At 58.1% G+C, this 16,945-nt stretch carries 8 protein-coding genes, 1 tRNA gene, 2 rRNA genes and 1 pseudogene; 7 read left to right on the forward strand and 5 right to left on the reverse strand.

The window, feature by feature from the left end; all coding sequences use genetic code 11:
- Nucleotides 1–42: 42 nt before the first annotated feature.
- Nucleotides 43–279 carry a hypothetical protein gene (locus EIK79_RS04680; RefSeq protein WP_221621683.1) on the reverse strand — a complete coding sequence of 79 codons (237 nt, stop codon included), beginning with the start codon at nt 277–279 and terminating at the stop codon, nt 43–45.
- 65 nt (nt 280–344) lie between these two features.
- The gene (locus tag EIK79_RS04685) at nt 345–2,018 is read right to left on the reverse strand and encodes an AAA family ATPase (RefSeq protein ID WP_124953980.1); all 1,674 of its coding nucleotides are present in this window, start codon (nt 2,016–2,018) and stop codon (nt 345–347) included.
- Between the two features lie 258 nt (nt 2,019–2,276).
- On the opposite strand from EIK79_RS04685, the gene EIK79_RS04690 reads away from it, so the two are divergent.
- The 7 genes and pseudogenes from EIK79_RS04690 (at nt 2,277) to EIK79_RS04720 (ending at nt 13,229) form a co-directional block, all read left to right on the forward strand.
- Entirely contained in the window at nt 2,277–4,964 is a 2,688-nt protein-coding gene (locus EIK79_RS04690) for a Piwi domain-containing protein (RefSeq protein ID WP_124953981.1), read from the forward strand.
- Nucleotides 4,965–5,027: 63 nt separating this feature from the next.
- Nucleotides 5,028–6,071, forward strand: coding sequence for a hypothetical protein (locus EIK79_RS04695; RefSeq protein WP_221621684.1), 1,044 nt, complete (start codon nt 5,028–5,030; stop codon nt 6,069–6,071).
- Nucleotides 6,064–8,124, forward strand: coding sequence for a DEAD/DEAH box helicase (locus EIK79_RS04700; protein ID WP_124953982.1), 2,061 nt, complete (start codon nt 6,064–6,066; stop codon nt 8,122–8,124). Before EIK79_RS04695 ends, EIK79_RS04700 begins: the two co-directional genes overlap by 8 nt.
- Nucleotides 8,121–9,026: a RecB family exonuclease gene (locus tag EIK79_RS04705; protein ID WP_124953983.1), complete on the forward strand. Its 906-nt coding sequence runs from the start codon at nt 8,121–8,123 to the stop codon at nt 9,024–9,026. The genes EIK79_RS04700 and EIK79_RS04705 overlap by 4 nt, the downstream gene beginning before the upstream one ends.
- Nucleotides 9,023–12,481, forward strand: coding sequence for an ATP-dependent helicase (locus EIK79_RS04710; RefSeq protein WP_124953984.1), 3,459 nt, complete (start codon nt 9,023–9,025; stop codon nt 12,479–12,481). The genes EIK79_RS04705 and EIK79_RS04710 overlap by 4 nt, the downstream gene beginning before the upstream one ends.
- A gap of 174 nt (nt 12,482–12,655) precedes the next feature.
- Nucleotides 12,656–12,864 (forward strand): annotated as a pseudogene (locus EIK79_RS19210) (ATP-binding protein); the annotation flags it as partial.
- A 185-nt stretch (nt 12,865–13,049) separates the two neighbouring features.
- A complete protein-coding gene (locus tag EIK79_RS04720; RefSeq protein ID WP_124953985.1) occupies nt 13,050–13,229 on the forward strand; it encodes a hypothetical protein in 180 nt (59 codons plus the stop codon).
- Between the two features lie 136 nt (nt 13,230–13,365).
- Here the strand turns inward: EIK79_RS04720 and EIK79_RS04725 are convergent.
- From EIK79_RS04725 to EIK79_RS04735, 3 genes are all read right to left on the reverse strand, one after another.
- Nucleotides 13,366–13,440: transfer RNA gene (locus tag EIK79_RS04725), tRNA-Cys, on the reverse strand.
- A gap of 193 nt (nt 13,441–13,633) precedes the next feature.
- Nucleotides 13,634–13,752, reverse strand: a 5S ribosomal RNA gene (gene rrf, locus EIK79_RS04730).
- A 98-nt stretch (nt 13,753–13,850) separates the two neighbouring features.
- Nucleotides 13,851–16,766, reverse strand: a 23S ribosomal RNA gene (locus EIK79_RS04735).
- Nucleotides 16,767–16,945 lie beyond the last annotated feature (179 nt).

Raw genomic sequence — 16,945 nt, forward strand, 5'->3', positions numbered from 1 at the left:
ATCCCGTTATCCTGATCATTAGGATAACGGGAAGAATAAGGATCAGACGATGTCGGTGGCGGGCCGGCGGTAGGTATCGTCCAATCTGAGACCACCGAGTGCGGTGCAAAGGTTGATGAGATCTGTGACGTCGCTACTGCAGTAGTCTTCGAGGAGTTGTGTGAGTTCGCGGTGGACGCTGGTATGTCCGATGCCGGCTTCGACGTTTTGCACGTATTTGTCGCCGAGGACTTCCCCGATGTGCTTGCCTTGGACAGCTTTTCCGTCTATTACCGCCACATCATGTCATATATCCGTAATAAGTACTTTGTCCTCCGTCAGCTATCCCATAGAGCCTCCCGAAGTCAACAGATGAGCAAGAACAACCAATATGGCAGATAGCAGACACTGATACCATCGTTCTCAACGGTCAATGATCTGTCCTCTCTGACTTCCTTCGATAAGCTGTCGGTGATGATGAACCGGTACGGTGCTCGGTAGTCTAATTCTCGGAGATCTTCAGTGTCGGAGTCGGTATGTTGGCCGGAGTCGGGGTCGAAGTCTTCAGCGATTGTTTCGGCGTTACCAGTGTGTGGGTGGTAGGAGAGGATGAAAGGAAGGACGTGTCCGTTGCGGTGGAGGATGTAGTCAATGAGGCCGGATTCGGTTTCTGTGTATTCGACGTCGTATGCTCCGACGGTGTATGCGAGACGTTTAGCGTGGTCGAAGGCGACAGTGCGGGCGAGTTTGTACTCGAATTCGTGGTTGAGCGTATCTTGCTGTTCGTAGCCTTCGAAGCCGTGGTGTTCCTGTCGTTGGGAGAGGAGGACGAGATGACGTGGATTGCGTAGATACAGGCGGGTGCGGCGGTAGCGGCGGAGAGAGTAGTCGTGCGATTCAGTGACAGCGATCCCCTCATCAAGAACATCAAGGTAACTATCGACGGTTCGCCTGTCGACACCAATCTGGTCGCTCAGGGCTGTGTACTGGAGTTCTTCACCGGCGTTGGTGGCAGCGATGGCGCTGAGGCGGTGGAGATTTTCGGGTTGTTGGACGGATCGGTACTTGGCGAGCCCTTTGTAGAGGAAGAGAAGGAAGTGAGATTTGGAGAGTTCGTTCCGGATCGACGGGTCGTCTGTCTGATGGAGGGTGCCGCCTGTTCGCAGGTATGCGCGCGCGGCGTCGTGGAGGTTGTCTCGGTTGTTCGTGTCGAAAATGTCGAAGCAGAGTTCTGAGAGTGTCTCGACAGCAGTGTCGAGACTGGTTTCGGAATCTCTTCCAGACAGCCCGGCTCGAATCGTCTTGATCGGTGACGGGCCGTCTAAGTCAGGTGATTGGTATTGTTCGAGCTGGATTCGGAATTCGTCATCGAAATTGACGCCGAGGCCTTCACCGATTTGAATGGTGTCAACAAATTTCATCGGGAGAATCGGCCACAGTTCGAATTCCTCAACGGTGTCGTCGGATTCGGTAGTGGAGAGATGGACTTGAGATGCGACAATGCCGGTCAGGAATACGTACGTGTTCTCGTCAACGAAGTCGAGTAGCTCCGCTTTCCGATCCTCGTCGAGGTCAAGGGCTTGGACATCGTCGAGGAGGATGAACTTTTGTCCTTGACGGGGTGCGACGTGCGTCTGGAAGTAATCGATGACCTGACTGAGACGTTTGATGCCGTCGCCTGCGCGTTCGAGTTGGTATAGGGAATCTTCTAAGGAAATATAAAGTATTTGCCGCGGTTCGATTGCGGAGGCTAGTTCGAGGTCTGTGTTTTGGTGTGGGAAGTCCGTCGTGTTGAGGAGCGCTGCGACGAGTTGGTGGAGAAGGGTGGTTTTGCCGATGCCGGTCTGACCGTGAATTGCGTAGACGAGGCGCTCGACGCCGTCAGTGTAGTGGGTGTTCGTCGTTTTGAGAACACGGTGGAAATCAGATCGAGGGGTAAGGTCTGTGGCTTGCGATAGTTTTGGAGAGGTACCGTTATTCCACCACTGGTTGTGGTGTTCGGCGTCGTCGATGAACTCTTCTGCGCTCCCTGCAAGCATAGAGACGATTATTATGGGCTAGTACAAATATTCACGCATCTCAATGTCCCTATTCATATTCTACTGTAGTCCCGCTGTCTATTAGGCCCGGTATAGCAGATTTTCGACCCTGGATGTCGTTCGATACTCCATCAGAAGTGTCTCATTGGCACGGTTGAGACGCTTACTTGGAGTGAGTTAGCGCTAAATTTGATTTACCGTGTTTGAGATTCTTCTAGTGGAAACATATTTATTCCGGGCGTTCGTTGGTCGGCGTAGATGGCAGTCAAGGCCGATATCGAGGATGAGAAAGAGATCGACATCGCGCTGCGAGTCACGGGGATTGACGAGTGGGAGCACGATGCCATCGCTCGGAAAATCCAGTTGGAGGACATCGACGGCGCGGCAGTGGATCTGACAGTGTTTCATAACAACGAGGTCGCGGACTTCGAGTGGCAGATCAGGGAGTGGTATCTCCTGGAGAACGTCGTCGGGAACGAGTTCCGGGGCGAGATGCAACTCAACCCGGGGTATGACCTCACCGTCACGCTGTTAGACGACCCTCCCGCCGCTGCTGAGAATGACGAGTCAGCCGAAAGTGACCCCTCGGAAGAACCGGTCGAGCAGTCGGGGAAGAGGGGTTCGAGTGGTGCTGCAACGACGACATCGGATACGTCCGATCACGAGGAATTCGTTCGCGGAAGCGAGATCGATGGTAGTTCGCGGCCGACGGCTGATGGTGGCGGCGAACTCCTGCGTCAACAGTCGCTCTCGAACGGAAACTACTTGCTACAGTTCGAACTCGGATCGTTGCCGGACCTAACAGTCCATGAGTACGAACTCCGGGCAACCGGGAGTGGCGGAATCGACCCTGACGATTTCACGAACGGCATTGAGGGGTTCACGGCTAAAGCGGCGAACTACTACCAGTCACGGACCGGGCGTCCCGTGACGATGGCCGAGGCATCCCGGCGGCGTATCTACGCGACCGAGAAACTCCACGGAACCATCTCGATTCACGGGTACACTGTCAAGCCGGTACATCAGGGCGATACAACGCTGGAGGCGCGCTCGTACACGGACGACGGGCCGCTCCAGGAGTTCGTCAAGCAGGACGTGAAACGAGCCGTTACTGGTCGCTTCGAGGTGTCCGGGATCGATTCGATCATCGAGCCCACCCCACAGCGAACCGCGAACAGCGGGTTGTTCGAAGCCTATCGGAAGTACAAGTGCCGGATTCGCGTCGATGCTGACGGGACCGTAATCTGCGGCGTGAACGTCGCGTACCATCTGGAATCGACGTTCTCCGCCGCTGAGTGGGTGCAACGTGGGCACGACATCGCCGAGGTGACTGTCGAGCACGACACGGATCTGTACGGCAGTGCGCGCACGGCGACGGTCAAGGAGATCATCGACATTGACTACGATGATGTCCTAGACGGGCCAGGCGTCACGATGTCGGAGTACCACAAGAAGCACGTCGAACAGGACGTCATTGACTCGATGCGGGCTGGCGACCCGATCATCGCTGATCTGCAGTACGGAAGCGGTGAGGATTCGATCTTCCCGCAGCTCCTGGCGTACTGCAAGGTCATCCCGACGTTCGACCAGTTAGGCCGTGTCGATGAGACGTTCCTGAACGTCATCCACAACGAGAGCCGGATGAAACCCGAGGAACGGTTCAACGCCGTCACGTCGTTCGTCGACCTACTCGGCCCGACACCGTACTTCGGCTTCGACCCGGTCCCCCAGCCAACGAACGCCGGGTACCGAGAACACCAGATACGGAATCGACCGAATCTTCGCTTTGGGGATGGACAGACCGGATTCTACGGTGCCGGAGGGCTCGAACGTAAGGGGTACGACGTGTACAAGCCCCCCGAGCCGTTCGACATCATCGCGCTGTATCCTGAGGAAGAGAAAGATCCGGCTCACCGGTACGTCCTCACGCTGCTCAATAAACTCGCAGACTACGGCGCGAGTCCGACAGCATTCGACGAAGAGACGTATGAACTCGGCTCGGAGTTCCACTACTCCCAGCACGCGCAGAAAGCGAGTGACTACGATGCCGCGCTGATTGTCGTGCCGGATGCAGATGAGGCTGCAACAGCGGACTACGACGATCCGTATCCCGAGTTTAAGCGACGACTTGGACAACTCGGCGTGCCGAGTCAGATGATCTCCGTCGACAATCTCGGCAACGACAACTACCGCGGGAACATCTGCTCGTCCCTCATCGGGAAAGCGGGTGGCATGCCATGGCGGATCGACGACATCCCAGGGGGCGTTGACGCGTTCGTCGGGCTCGACGTGACGTACGACCACGCGACCAAGCAACACCTCGGCGCGGCCGCAAACGTCATCATGGCCGACGGAACCATCCTCGCGTCCGAGGCCGTCACGAAGCAGGCGGGCGAGACGTTCGACGAGGACGACGTAGCGAACGTCATCAAGCACGTTCTAGAAATTTTCGCCGAAGAGGAAGGCCGACCGCCGCGGCACGTGGTCATCCATCGGGACGGGAAGTTCTACCTCGACGTCGAGAGCCTCATCAACCGTCTCGACAAAGCCCGGGATCTCATTCAGCGGTTCGACCTCATCGAGATCCGGAAATCCGGGAATCCCCGCATCGCCGAGTACAACGAATCGAGATCACGATTCGATATCGCGGACAAAGGCGTCGCCTTCCACGTCCATAACGGCGACCACTCCTACCTGACCACGACCGGTGGGAAGGAGGGCAGTCCAGGCACGCCGCGGCCGCTGCAGATCGTGAAACGCTACGGATCGACAGACCACGATACGCTCGCGGAACAGACCTACTGGCTGTCTGAAGCGCACGTCGGTTCGCTGAGTCGGTCCACCCGACTCCCTATCACCACGTACTACGCTGACAAGTGCGCCGACTTCGCCATGAAGGGCTACCTCACCAAGGGGAGCGTCATCCACGGTGCCCCGTACATCTAACCATGCGCCAGTACAGATCCACGCAACCACTCACGCACTCGTCAACATACCGGTAACCCTTGCATGCCCAAGACTGAATTCGAAGCAACAGTCGAGTTCGATGACGATAGTACCGCCGACTTGGAGATGGCTGCCGACAAATCGTGGGACAGTTTCCTGAACTACTTCGGTGACGCCCAACACGTCTACTGCGTCACGTACAGTCAGTCCCCGGCGTTCATCTACAAGATGTTTCAGAACCAGGACCTCACAGTGGATTCTCTGGAGGTTATCGTCGGGGACAACCAGCACGACGACTCCGTCCTCGAATTAACGGCTCCTCTTCCGGACGATCCGCAGAAAGTCGCTGACGCGCTTGACCTGATCGAGCAGTACGTCGAAACGGTCGGCAGGTTCGGCGAAACGCGAACGACGAAGGAAACGCAGGCGTACTTCTATGAGGGTGTTATCTACTTCTGCTGGGCTCCGTTCGTCAACTACTACGCCCATCACTACGCCGAATACGAATCTGCGGAACTGGACAAGGACCTGCCGTTCCCGTTCCTTCACGGCGACAGCGACAGCGGGAAGGGCATGCTCTTGCGGGGCGGGGCGCGACTCATCTCGAACGGGTACGTGCAGGAGGTCACAACTAGCGACGACTTCATCAAAAACAACATCAAGCGTGCTCGTGCGTCGGACACCGGTTTCCTGTATATCGTTGGCGACGTGGCGAAGTCGAAGATCGACCGGGACATCATCAAGTCGTACTGGGAGGGGAAGTGGGACGGCTCCATCCAGACGCCAACGTTCATCTTCTCCTCGAACGACTCGACAAAGCCTAAGTTCGAGCTTCGGACCCGCATGAAGGCGCTGGATTTCAACGTCAACGTCTCTGAACTGGAGAAGGACGAACGCGAAGCCGCTGCGCAGATCGCGGGCCAGGCGGACAGCTGTAACCTGTTCCCGTGGTTCGCCCACCTATTCTTGCAGCGGGATATCTCGCTTCCAGACCAGTCGGATCGGCTCGCCATCGAAGATGCACGACGCGACACTGAAACACCCGCTGAAACACCCATGTTCTGTCTCGGGTCACGCGACTCGTCCGAGGGCAACAGCCATGTCTGACCACTCATCTCGCCGGCGATTCGACGGGACGTTAGTCACGGCACCGTTCGGGGGCGAGAACGTCGAACGGATAGCGCGGGAGGAATATCGAACGCTCCTTGACGGGCACGATTCTGAGGATGTGCTCGTCGTCACGGGTGCGCCGACGAGTACGGACACGTTTCGGGAGACGTTGGGTGCGGAGCTGCCGGGTGCGGCGACGCCGTACGTGACGTCGCTCGTCGTGCACGCGACCGATGTCCTCAATCAGACCGATGACCGCGTTATTCTCTCCGACGCGCTACGGCGAGAACTCCTCCACCGATTCCTCGCAGACTACGAGTGGGAAACAGAGTACCTCCAACGGGCGTCTGCACAGCCGTCGTTCAGTGAGGACGTGGACGCCATGATGGGAACGATCTCCTGGCAGACGGTCACGCCCGAGGAGACTCCGGAGCTCCGTGACATCACGGCTGCGCTTGACGCATTTCACGAGTGGCTGACCGAGCACGGCCACATGGAACGCGGACAACTCATCGCAGAATCGCTCAGTGTCCTCTCTGGGGAAGCCCGCGACGATGTCGTCGATTTCGAGGCGGTGCTCGCAGTCGAGTTTGAGGAGTTCTTCCCGCTCGACCGGGCGTATCTTGACGCGCTCGCAGGGGACTGTGAGCTTGTCTGTATCACCGAAGAGAACGCGAGTGTGCGCCGCACATGGATCGAAACAGGGCCCGTTACGGACTACGTCTCGTTCAGCGAGACCCGTCACGGGACAGCGGGAGCGCCGTCGACGCGACCAGCTGCCACAGCGGCATATTTCGCCGAGGAAACGGTCCCGGAAGACCCGGGAGCTGGATCGGTGTCTGTCCTCGCTACAGACTCCAGTGACGAACAACTCGCCGAGATTGCCAACGAGATCGAAGACCTCGTCGCGCAGACGGACTGGAACGACGACGACGTCGCCGTTGCCACGAAGCAAAGTGGGAGTTCCGTTACAGATACCATCGAAGCACTCGAACGCGCCGGCATTCCGACGGAATCGATGACCGTCACTGGGTTCGGTGACGACCCTGCGATTCGGGAACTCCTCGCTGCCGTTCGGCATCTCGCCGCAGAAGAGGAGGATGAGGTACCCGACCACGGGCCGGACCTCAATACGGAGCGCCTGGATCGCGTCCGCGGGATGGACAGTCTCGAAGAGGGGGTTCGTTGGTGGGCGACAGACTCGGGGTTAAAAGAGCGGATTGCGGAGCGCGCGTCACCGCTCGACGCGCGCTCGCAGTTCGGGAACGTCCGACGGGCATTCCGGATGGCCGAGTTCCTCGAAGAGACCGAGTTCGCGGATGCGACGTGGGAGTCCTTCGAGGAGATGCTCGAACGCGCCCACGAGTACGCACCGCAACAAAACCAGACGAGCGCGACCGACCTCAACGGTGGTGTCCGCGTCGATCACTTGCAAGCGATCAAGAACGAGTCCTTCCGCGCGGTCTTTCTCGTGAATCTCGTCGACAGTGAGTACCCTGGTGACCCGTTCCTGACGCGGTTGTTCCCGACCGAGCGGGTCGCGTCGATGCCGGATTACCCCGGTGTCACGGAACTCGACGAGCTGGACGTGGATGCGACGTTCTCGACGACGTCTACAGCGTCGAGTCGGCCGTTCGTGCGGTATCACACAGAACACGCGCGGCGACGCCTGGCGATTGGGGCTGGCGCAGCGGACGAGCACCTGTACTGTTGTCTCTATGAGTACGAGGACACCGCGTTGGAAGAGCGTGCACAGGCGTCGCGGTTCCTAACAGCAGTGTATGACCGCCTGCCGTGGGTCACCGAATCCGACGGCCCACACATCACGAGCGAGCAAGCCGCGGAGGACTTCCTGTTGTCGCGGGTTGACGACGCGCTCGCGGCGGTGCGCCGCGCGAACAGTCAGGAGGTGACGGTGTCGCTCAACGAAGTGGAAGCTGAACTCAGCGAGATTCAGGACCTGCTCGATAAGAGTGGGGCGCGTGGCGAGGAACTCCGGAAAGCGTTGCGTGCTCGTGTCGAATTCGCTAACGGGGAGGTGCGGCGATGAGTCAGGAGTCGCTCTCTCCGTCAGCGTTAGCGACGTACGCGACGTGCCCACGGCTTTACGACTATCGGGAAGTTCAGGAGGTGAACGCGCCGGACAGGACTGAACTCTACCTCAACCAGGGAACGATTTACCACGAGACTGTCGAAGACACGTGTGAGAGGACCGATCGCGACGATCCACCAGAGGTGATTCACGACCGAGCGATGCGGATTTTCGATACGAAATGGGACGAACACAGCAGCGCGGACGACTACGAATCACGAGCACATCGGGAGTACCAGCGCGCTGAGAACCGGGCTGCCATCGAGTCGTTTTTCGATCCCGACGGCGGGGTCGGCATTGACCACGCACGCCGCTCAATCACAACCGAATGCTGGGTAGAATGTGAAGTAGATGGTCGAGGGCTTCACGGGAAAGCAGACAACGTCATCCGGACAGACGAGGGGCTCCACATCGTCGATTACAAGCGGAAAACACACGGGATGCTCTCTGATAGGACAGCTGAGTACCTTGGCGACCATCTTGACGGGGAGGCCCACGAGCCGAAGCGTGTGCGGAACGCGTTCCAGACGGCGACGTACATCGAGGGCGTGAAGAACGAACCGTTCTACGAGGACGGAATGAAGGTCCGATTCAGTTTCTACGGCCTCCTCAACAAAACGTCGTTTGAGAGCACACCGTCTGGATATGACGTGTCTGCACGCGGGTGGCCACAGGAAACTACGGAAATCTACGAAGACCACTACGAGACAATTTGGGGACTCATTCGCGCTGCGCACGACGGCATCACGAACGAAAACCACGAGCCAGAACCGTTCAATCTCCTCAACGAGGAGGCGTGCCCGGGCTGTGACTATCAAGAGATGTGTGCGGATCGCCTGTCGACGGAGGTGCGACGATGAGCGGTGACAGTGACGAGTACCCGTCGTGGTTCCCGGTTCCGGAAGACGACGTGTCTCCGGAACCCCAACAGCGAGCGATCATCGACTCCGACGCGTACCCGATGCGTGTGCTCGCCGGGGCCGGGACGGGAAAGACGTTCACGATGGTACGGAAGATCGAGCACCTCATCAACGAGGAGGGCGTGTCACCTGACCGGATTCTCGCGTTGACGTTCACGAACAACGCCGCTGACTCGATGCGGGAGAAACTCAACGCGAAGCTCGGCGCGGCCGGGTACGACATCGACGCGTACACGTACCACTCGATCTGTAACGAGATCCTCACCGACTACGCGTACGAAGCCGGGATCGATCCGGACTTCGAGGTCGCCACGGACGCCGAGAAGTACGCCATCGTGCTGGACGTCTTGGACGACATCGAGTACCGGTCTGTAAAACCCAACGTGTACGGGAGCGACGGGTACGCGTCAGGGGCCGCGTCGAAGCTGCTCAACTTCATCGGGTCGATGAAGCGAAGCGGCATCACGCCCGGCGACATCGACGCCTTCCTCGGGCCCGCTGACCGTGTCTACGAACTCGCTGACCTCTCGGAGCACGTCGAGGCTATTGCTAGCGATCATCTGGGTGGCCGGTCCGTGTCGAGCGTGCTGGACTCATTCCCGGATGCACGTGCCGATCTGGTTGAGGAACGTGACACGCTTGGGATGGACAGGATAGAGGCCAGCGCGCGAGACTTCCTTGACCGCCTCGTGGATCTTTGCGATGCGCTGGAAGCGGCGTTCGAAGCCCACGAGGCAGGTGACCAAGAGTTGCCGGACAACGCGTACAAGCTCCCGAAATACCTGCTCGGTGGATATGCGAGCGGTGCGCCGAAAGGCATTCCGGACAATCTTGATCTCGAACTCACGGACCATCTTGACTCGTTCCTCTCGGACTGTCTCACTGCCCGTGACCTGACTGCGGGGTACGCCGCGTACGAGCGTGAGCTCGAAAAGCGGAATCTCATCGACTTCGACGGCCTCGTTGTGGAAACGGCTGCACTGATGGAGTCGCCGGTCGACGAGGAAATCGCTGATCGATGGGACTACGTGTTCTGTGATGAGTTTCAGGACACCGACCGCCTTCAGTTCGACCTCGTCACGTCACTCGTCACCGACGACAACCTGTTCGTCGTCGGCGACGACGATCAGGCGATTTACGAGTGGCGCGGCGCGCACGTCGCCAACATCACCGACGAACTCGACCGAGCATTCGCCGCGCTCGAAGATGAACCGTTAGAGGAGAACTTCCGCTCTCGACAGCCGATTCTCGACCTAGCGAACGAGGCGATTCAGAAGCTCGATCACCGGCAAAGACACAAGACACTGAAACGCGTCGACGAACCCGCGTACGACGGGGACACTGTCGCTACCGTCGAATTACCGGACGAAGACGACGAGGACGGCGCGACCCAACTTCGCACCGTCGTCCAGAATTTACTGAGCGGTGCAGCAGCGAACCTCGACGAAGCGTATGATCCGGGCGACATCGCGTTACTCGTCCGGAAAAACGACCATGCGACACCGGTCATCGAGGAATTCGAAGACGCTGGCATCCCGTACCAGGTTGCTGGTGATCTGACCACAGAATCAGTCGGCGTCGGCACCGTGACCGCCTACTTGAAGGCACTCGCGCGGCCGAAAGATGAGGTGAGTTGGAATCGCGTCCTCCTGATGCGGTACCAGCTCTGCGATGCGGATCTCCGCACGCTCAACGCGGGCGACGACCGCCTTGTGGACACGCTCCGCGAGACGCCGCTCAAAGAATTCGAGGAGCACGACCGCGTCGCGGAGGCCCGTGATCACGTCATGGAACTCCTTGACCTCCGAGATTCAACGTCTCTCAGCCACCTGTACCGCGAACTCACGGACATCACGAATATCGAGTGGTATCTCAGCGAGCAGGAGCGCAGGGACCTCGCCCAGCTAGAGGACGTCATCGAACAGTACGGGGATAGTGCTGTCCAACCACCGCTCACGCCGGCGTTCATCGACTCGCTCAAACACTACGACACTCTGTTCGACGAGAGCGGCTCTTCCCCGACGAGTCAGCCAGCTGTCGCCGCCGACGCGGTCAACGTGATGACCACTCACAAGAGTAAGGGCCTAGACTTCCCGGTCGTCCTCATCCCGCAAGTCACAGCCGACGAGTGGGCACCGAGTTCACGCACCTACGACGCGCTCGAAACCAGCCTCTCGGATGGTCCAGAGGCTGCGTTTGCTGAGGACTTCATAGAGCGTGACGCCCGTGAGACTCGCCGCGTGCTCCACGTCGGCATCACGCGCGCCGAAGACGTCCTCGTGCTTCAGGGCGGCAGCGAGGACGACGATGCTGTGGACGTGCACCCGGTTTCAGAGATGGTTGACGAGATTCTCCCGCCCCGAATCCCGTGGCAGCCAGAGCGAGGACAGCTCCCGCTCTGGGCCGACGTGCAGGAGTGTCTCACAGATGAAGCGGTAGACTGGACTGAGACACTGGCCAGCGAGACTGTCGGGCACGTTGGTGGTACCATCAATCACGACGGAGAAGAACTCGCAGTCGAAGCGGCGCACGACCGCGTGATTGACCTCGCAACAGCCACCCTCAACGGGGATCTCTCGTCGAGAGCCGAGCGGGAGACAATCCAGATTGCGTCGCTGACCGGCCAATCGACGCCAGCACCGTCGCTCTCACACAGCTACACGTCGCTAGCAGCCTACGAAGAGTGCCCGCGGAGCCACTACTTGGACTACGTAGTCAACGCATTCCCCGATTATCAGGAAACAGCGGCTACGAACGGATCTGGTGATGGCGTGTCTCAGCGTGAAATCGGGTTACTGTTCCACGACTCTGCAGAGCAAGCCGCGAATCAGGGTGTGAGCAACCGTGAGGGCTGGTATGAGATTTGTGACCGGCTCGCCAGCCAGCGCCGTTCCGAGGACGCGCTCCCAGCGGCAAAGCAGTGTATTGACCGATACTTCGAGTTAGATCTTCCCAGTTACGAGATTATCGACGCGGAGCGGGAGTTCGAACTCGACATCGACGGGCACGAACTCGTTGGCTACATCGACGCCGTCTACCGGACGCCGGACGATGAGCTCCTTGTCATCGACTACAAGGCAACTGAACGTCACCGCGATTTGGAGGACGATAAGCAACTCCCGATCTACTTGTTAGCGTGTTGTGACCTGTACGACAAGCCAGTGACGCGTGCTGGGTACGCGTACGTCGGCGAAATCGGGCCGAAGGTCGAAACGCGGACGTTCAACGACGGTGACCTGGCGGCGGTCAGGGACGACGTGACGGCGTCAATGACCCGCATTGCCGAGTTCTCGTTCGGTCGGTACACTGCTGGTGAGCACTGTCAGTGGTGTCAACACAACCAACTGGCCTGCACGCCGGATTCGTTCACTGTCGGTCCAGGATTCAAGGAGTGACCAGTCGAAGCCGCGCGATTGAATTGACGGACGGCATTCCGTCTCTCCAGCCCTGTTTCGCATGAATCTTTTACCGGGCTTGGTTCGGTACTCTGTTCGCAGTCCGAGCAACTCTCGGTTGAGCCTGGTTGATCGAATGCTTAAGTCATTATCGCAGTAATCATTACCCAGAGTCTGACCTTCTACGACCGAGACGCGGAACTCGATACCCTCATCGACGCGGTGGAATCCCTGGTGCGGACTTCATCGTTGTTTACGGGCAACGTCGAGTCGGGAAGACGGAGCTCTTCAAAGAATTCTGTGCTAATCGTCCCCACATTTACTCCTTCGCCGCACAGGAGGCCGAGCATAGACAGCGAGAGAAGTTCCTTGACCAGATCGCAGTCGCGTAGCCGAGGACCTATTGAGCGGATTGGATAAGGTGTCATGAACACGCCTCTCCCGACGATTTATGCGGTTGTCTCTCTGTATGAGCAACATTGGAATACACGGGTGGCTCTACCTTACACAGCACGACGCGATCCGACGCGACCACCCCATGAGTACTGAATGAGCGCGAAAACGGGTAATGGAGGAATTGAATCTTCAGAACCTCACCGACGACGAAGCCATCCGGATCTTGGAGCTGGCGAACGAAGGCGTGTACGACACCGATGATATGCCCGGTCGGTGGGGCAGTGTCTTCGAGGAGGGGGAGGAGAACTTCTCTCGAAAGCTCTCGTTCCAGACGAGTGACCGCGAGATATGACGAAAGCCCCTATTAGAGTCCTGACGAGTACTTCCTATCGGCCACGGGTTTATTTTGTCAGTATCTATAGATGTGGCTATGGAAAAGTGGATAGACCCAACACATAGTTATCTTGGGCTTTAAGATATCGTGATAGAGCCAAGGGCCGGATTTGAACCGGCGTAGAGTCGCTCTGCAGGCGACCGCGTCAACCGAACTCTGCCACCTTGGCGCTGGATGTCTCTATTCGGGCAAGACGAATAAGGATAGCGATTGGTCGCTGTTGCTATCCGAAATGAATGAATTGAGTATGAATGGAAAGGCGGCGAACCACCAGTTACAGGTGTCGACAGCTTGGTCGCCAGATCCACCGGGACGGACCCTGCGTGTACTGTGGCTGGCAAGCCTCGACCTGCACTTGGCCACCCTTGCGGGTCAGTTTTCCCAGAGGCTCTCGCACTCCAGTACTCGCTGGAACGCAGGCGGGCTTATCTGCCGTGTTCGGGATGGGTACGGGAGTTGCCCCGCCGCTGTGGCCGCCTCAATGCCGATCCACGGAATCGAACCGTAGTTACAGACCACGATCGGTGTATCGTACGTGCGATCCAGTTTGCGCCTGGACCCGTTCATCGGGCCAGTACGAATGAGTGGCGTCGACCAGTTAGTGCTCGCGGGCTAAACACCTCGTCGCCTCGGTGCGTACACCCCGAGTCTATCGAACTCGTCTTCTACGAGTGGTCTCAGCGGTGTCTCTTTTCTATGTGGGTTTCGGGCTTAGATGCATTCAGCCCTTACCCCGTGTCGCGTAGCTGCCCGGCACATGCCCTCTCGGACAACCGGTACACTAGTGGCGACCAACCGTAGTTCCTCTCGTACTATACGACCGTTCACATCAGACACCAAACACCCCCAATAGATAGCAGCCGACCTGTCTCACGACGGTCTAAACCCAGCTCACGACCTCCTTTAATAGGCGAACAACCTCACCCTTGCCCGATGCTGCACGGGCAGGATGGAGGGAACCGACATCGAGGTAGCAAGCCACCGGGTCGATATGTACTCTTGCCGGTGACGACTCTGTTATCCCTAAGGTAGCTTTTCTGTCAGCCATTACCCGCATCAAGCGGGATTAATGGGTTCGCTAGACCACGCTTTCGCGTCAGCGTCCCTCGTTAGGCAGGACACTGTCAAACCATCTTTTGCTCTTGCGCTCTTCTCCGGATTCCTGACCCGGATGAGATGGTCTTAGGGCGCGCTCGATATTGTTTCGAGCGCGTACCGCCCCAGTCAAACTGCCTGGCTATCGGTGTCTTCCTCCCGGAGTGAGGGTCACAGCCACTGACGGGTAGTATTTCACTGATGTCTCGGCGGTCCGCTAGTAGCGGACGCCTGGGTAATGACTCCTACCTATGCTGCACATCAGCGGCCATGTCCCAGCGACAGCCTGCAGTAAAGCTCTATAGGGTCTTCGCTTCCCCTTGGGGGTCTCCAGACTCCGCACTGGAACGTACAGTTCACCGGGCCCAACGTTGGGACAGTGACGCTCTCGTTGATCCATTCATGCAAGCCGCTACTGAAGCGGCAAGGTACTACGCTACCTTAAGAGGGTCATAGTTACCCCCGCCGTTGACGGGTCCTTCGTCCCATTGTACTGGGTGTTCAGATACCCGCACTGGGCAGGATTCAGTGACCGTACGAGTCCTTGCGGATTTGCGGTCACCTATGTTGTTACTAGACAGTCGGAGCGTCTAGGTCACTGCGGCCTGCCCCTTTCCGGGGCAGGCATCCCTTATCGCGAACTTACGGGACTAATTTGCCGAATTCCCTAACGTCGGTTGTTCCCGACAGGCCTTGGCGTTTTCAGCCACGGACACCTGTGTCGGATCTTGGTACGGACGTTGTGCTTGTCTTTTCACGGGCTCTAGGTTGATCCGAGTTTCCCTATTCCGCCGTTCGTCCGCTTCGTGCCATTACGGCTTCCACGAACTTTGACGGTTCGACCGGGCGATGGCCCGGCTCGGACGACCCCAAAGCGTCGACGTTTACTGCACAACGGCACTGGAATATTAACCAGTTTCCCATTTGTCTCGCTCGAATTACGACGAGACTTAGGACCGGCTAACCCTCAGTTGACGATCATTGCTGAGGAACCCTTGTCCGTTCGGCCGTCGGGATTGTCACCCGACTATCGCTGCTACTATGGCCAGGATTTTCGTCACCGGTCGGTCCACACGAGATCTCTCCCGCGCTTCCACCCAACCGGAGCGCCGATCTACGGAATCACGCTGTAACGCGTGCCGCCAGGTCTCGGTGGTGGACTTGAGCCCCGATAATTTTGGGCGCCTCAAACCTCGGCCGGTAAGCTGTTACGCTTTTCTTGGAGGGTAGCTGCTTCTAAGCTCACCTCCCGGCTGTCTATGGCTCGAGACCACCTTCAATTGCACTTAGTCCACACTTGGGGACCTTAACCCAGCTCTGGGTTGTCTCCCTCATGGTGCACAGGCTTACCCCGCACACCGGGCTCCCTGCGTCAATGGCGTCTGTCAGTTCGGAGTTCGACAGGGGTGCCGACTCCTCTCGGAGGCGGTCACCCCAATCGGTCGCTCTACCCGACAAACTACCTCGGCAGAGGTCATGCTTCGACATGTTTCGATCGGAACCAGCTGTTACCGGGCTCGATGGGCCTTTCACCCCTACACGTAGATCACGAGAGGGTATTGTAGGACACCAACTCTAACAGGCCTCCACATAGCTTTCGCCATGCTTCACCTTGCCTACGCGTAGATCGCCCGGTTTCGGGTCGTGACCGTATGACTCCCCGCGCTTGAACACGGCGGCCCTCGCAATGCTGCGGCCATGTCGGTTTCCCTACGCCTTCCCCGATGAACGGGTTAGACTCGTCATACAGACACACTCCCTGGCTCGTTTTTCAAAACGTACGATGGAACGTCGGCTCCGATCGCTTCCTACAGTGAGGTCGCCCTCACGTCGTTTCACGATCGGCCTTGTACGCTCCATCGCTCCATCACCGCGTGATTTCAGGCCCTATTGCACCTCCTTTCTCAGGGTGCTTTTCAGCGTTCACTCACGCTACTTGTCCACTATCGGTCTCGAGTAGTATTTAGTCTTGGCAGTAGATGCCTGCCATATTAACGAGGGATTTCCGACCCCCGCTACTCAGGGAACCGGCCCACGGTCGGTCAACTACGATACGGGGCTGTCACCCTGTATCGCGCTCCGTTCCAGAAGACTTCTCGTAGTCGATCAACCGATTGCGGCCAGCCCATACACCACATTGCCCGAAGGCTTCGGTTTGGACTTCGTCGCGTTCACTCGCCGTTACTAACGACATCCCATTCGGTTTCTTTTCCTGTCCGTACTAAGATGTTTCAGTTCCGGACGTTCCCCATTGCGCGAAGCAATTGCTGTGGGGATTCCCATTCGGAAATCCTCGGTTCTACCCCTCCGTGCGGGTCCCCGAGGCTTATCGCAGCTTGGCACGTCCTTCGTCGGCACTCGAGCCGAGCCATTCACCACGCGGCACAGTAGCCACGCTGATACCATACGGTATCGTTGAATATAATGCTCTGGACCACGATGAACGGGTCCAGTGAGCGCCTGGATCGCACGTACATACAGTCTCATCCGCCACCCTCGAATAAGGTGGCTATCGACCCTTCCCATCCACGCTTGTCACGGGATGGTGCATCTGTCGTTACCAGAACGAATGCCGGACC

Origin of the sequence: Halocatena pleomorpha, from assembly GCF_003862495.1 — an archaeon.
GTDB classification, from domain to species: domain Archaea; phylum Halobacteriota; class Halobacteria; order Halobacteriales; family Haloarculaceae; genus Halocatena; species Halocatena pleomorpha.

What these genes read in the sequence shown, in the direction of transcription:
- EIK79_RS04695 (WP_221621684.1), top strand. Translation starts at nt 5,028, where the DNA reads ATGCCCAAGACTGAATTCGAAGCAACAGTCGAGTTCGATGACGATAGT.
- EIK79_RS04705 (WP_124953983.1), top strand. Translation starts at nt 8,121, where the DNA reads ATGAGTCAGGAGTCGCTCTCTCCGTCAGCGTTAGCGACGTACGCGACG.
- EIK79_RS04700 (WP_124953982.1), top strand. Translation starts at nt 6,064, where the DNA reads ATGTCTGACCACTCATCTCGCCGGCGATTCGACGGGACGTTAGTCACG.
- EIK79_RS04710 (WP_124953984.1), top strand. Translation starts at nt 9,023, where the DNA reads ATGAGCGGTGACAGTGACGAGTACCCGTCGTGGTTCCCGGTTCCGGAA.
- EIK79_RS04685 (WP_124953980.1), bottom strand. Translation starts at nt 2,018, where the DNA reads ATGCTTGCAGGGAGCGCAGAAGAGTTCATCGACGACGCCGAACACCAC.
- EIK79_RS04690 (WP_124953981.1), top strand. Translation starts at nt 2,277, where the DNA reads ATGGCAGTCAAGGCCGATATCGAGGATGAGAAAGAGATCGACATCGCG.
- EIK79_RS04720 (WP_124953985.1), top strand. Translation starts at nt 13,050, where the DNA reads ATGGAGGAATTGAATCTTCAGAACCTCACCGACGACGAAGCCATCCGG.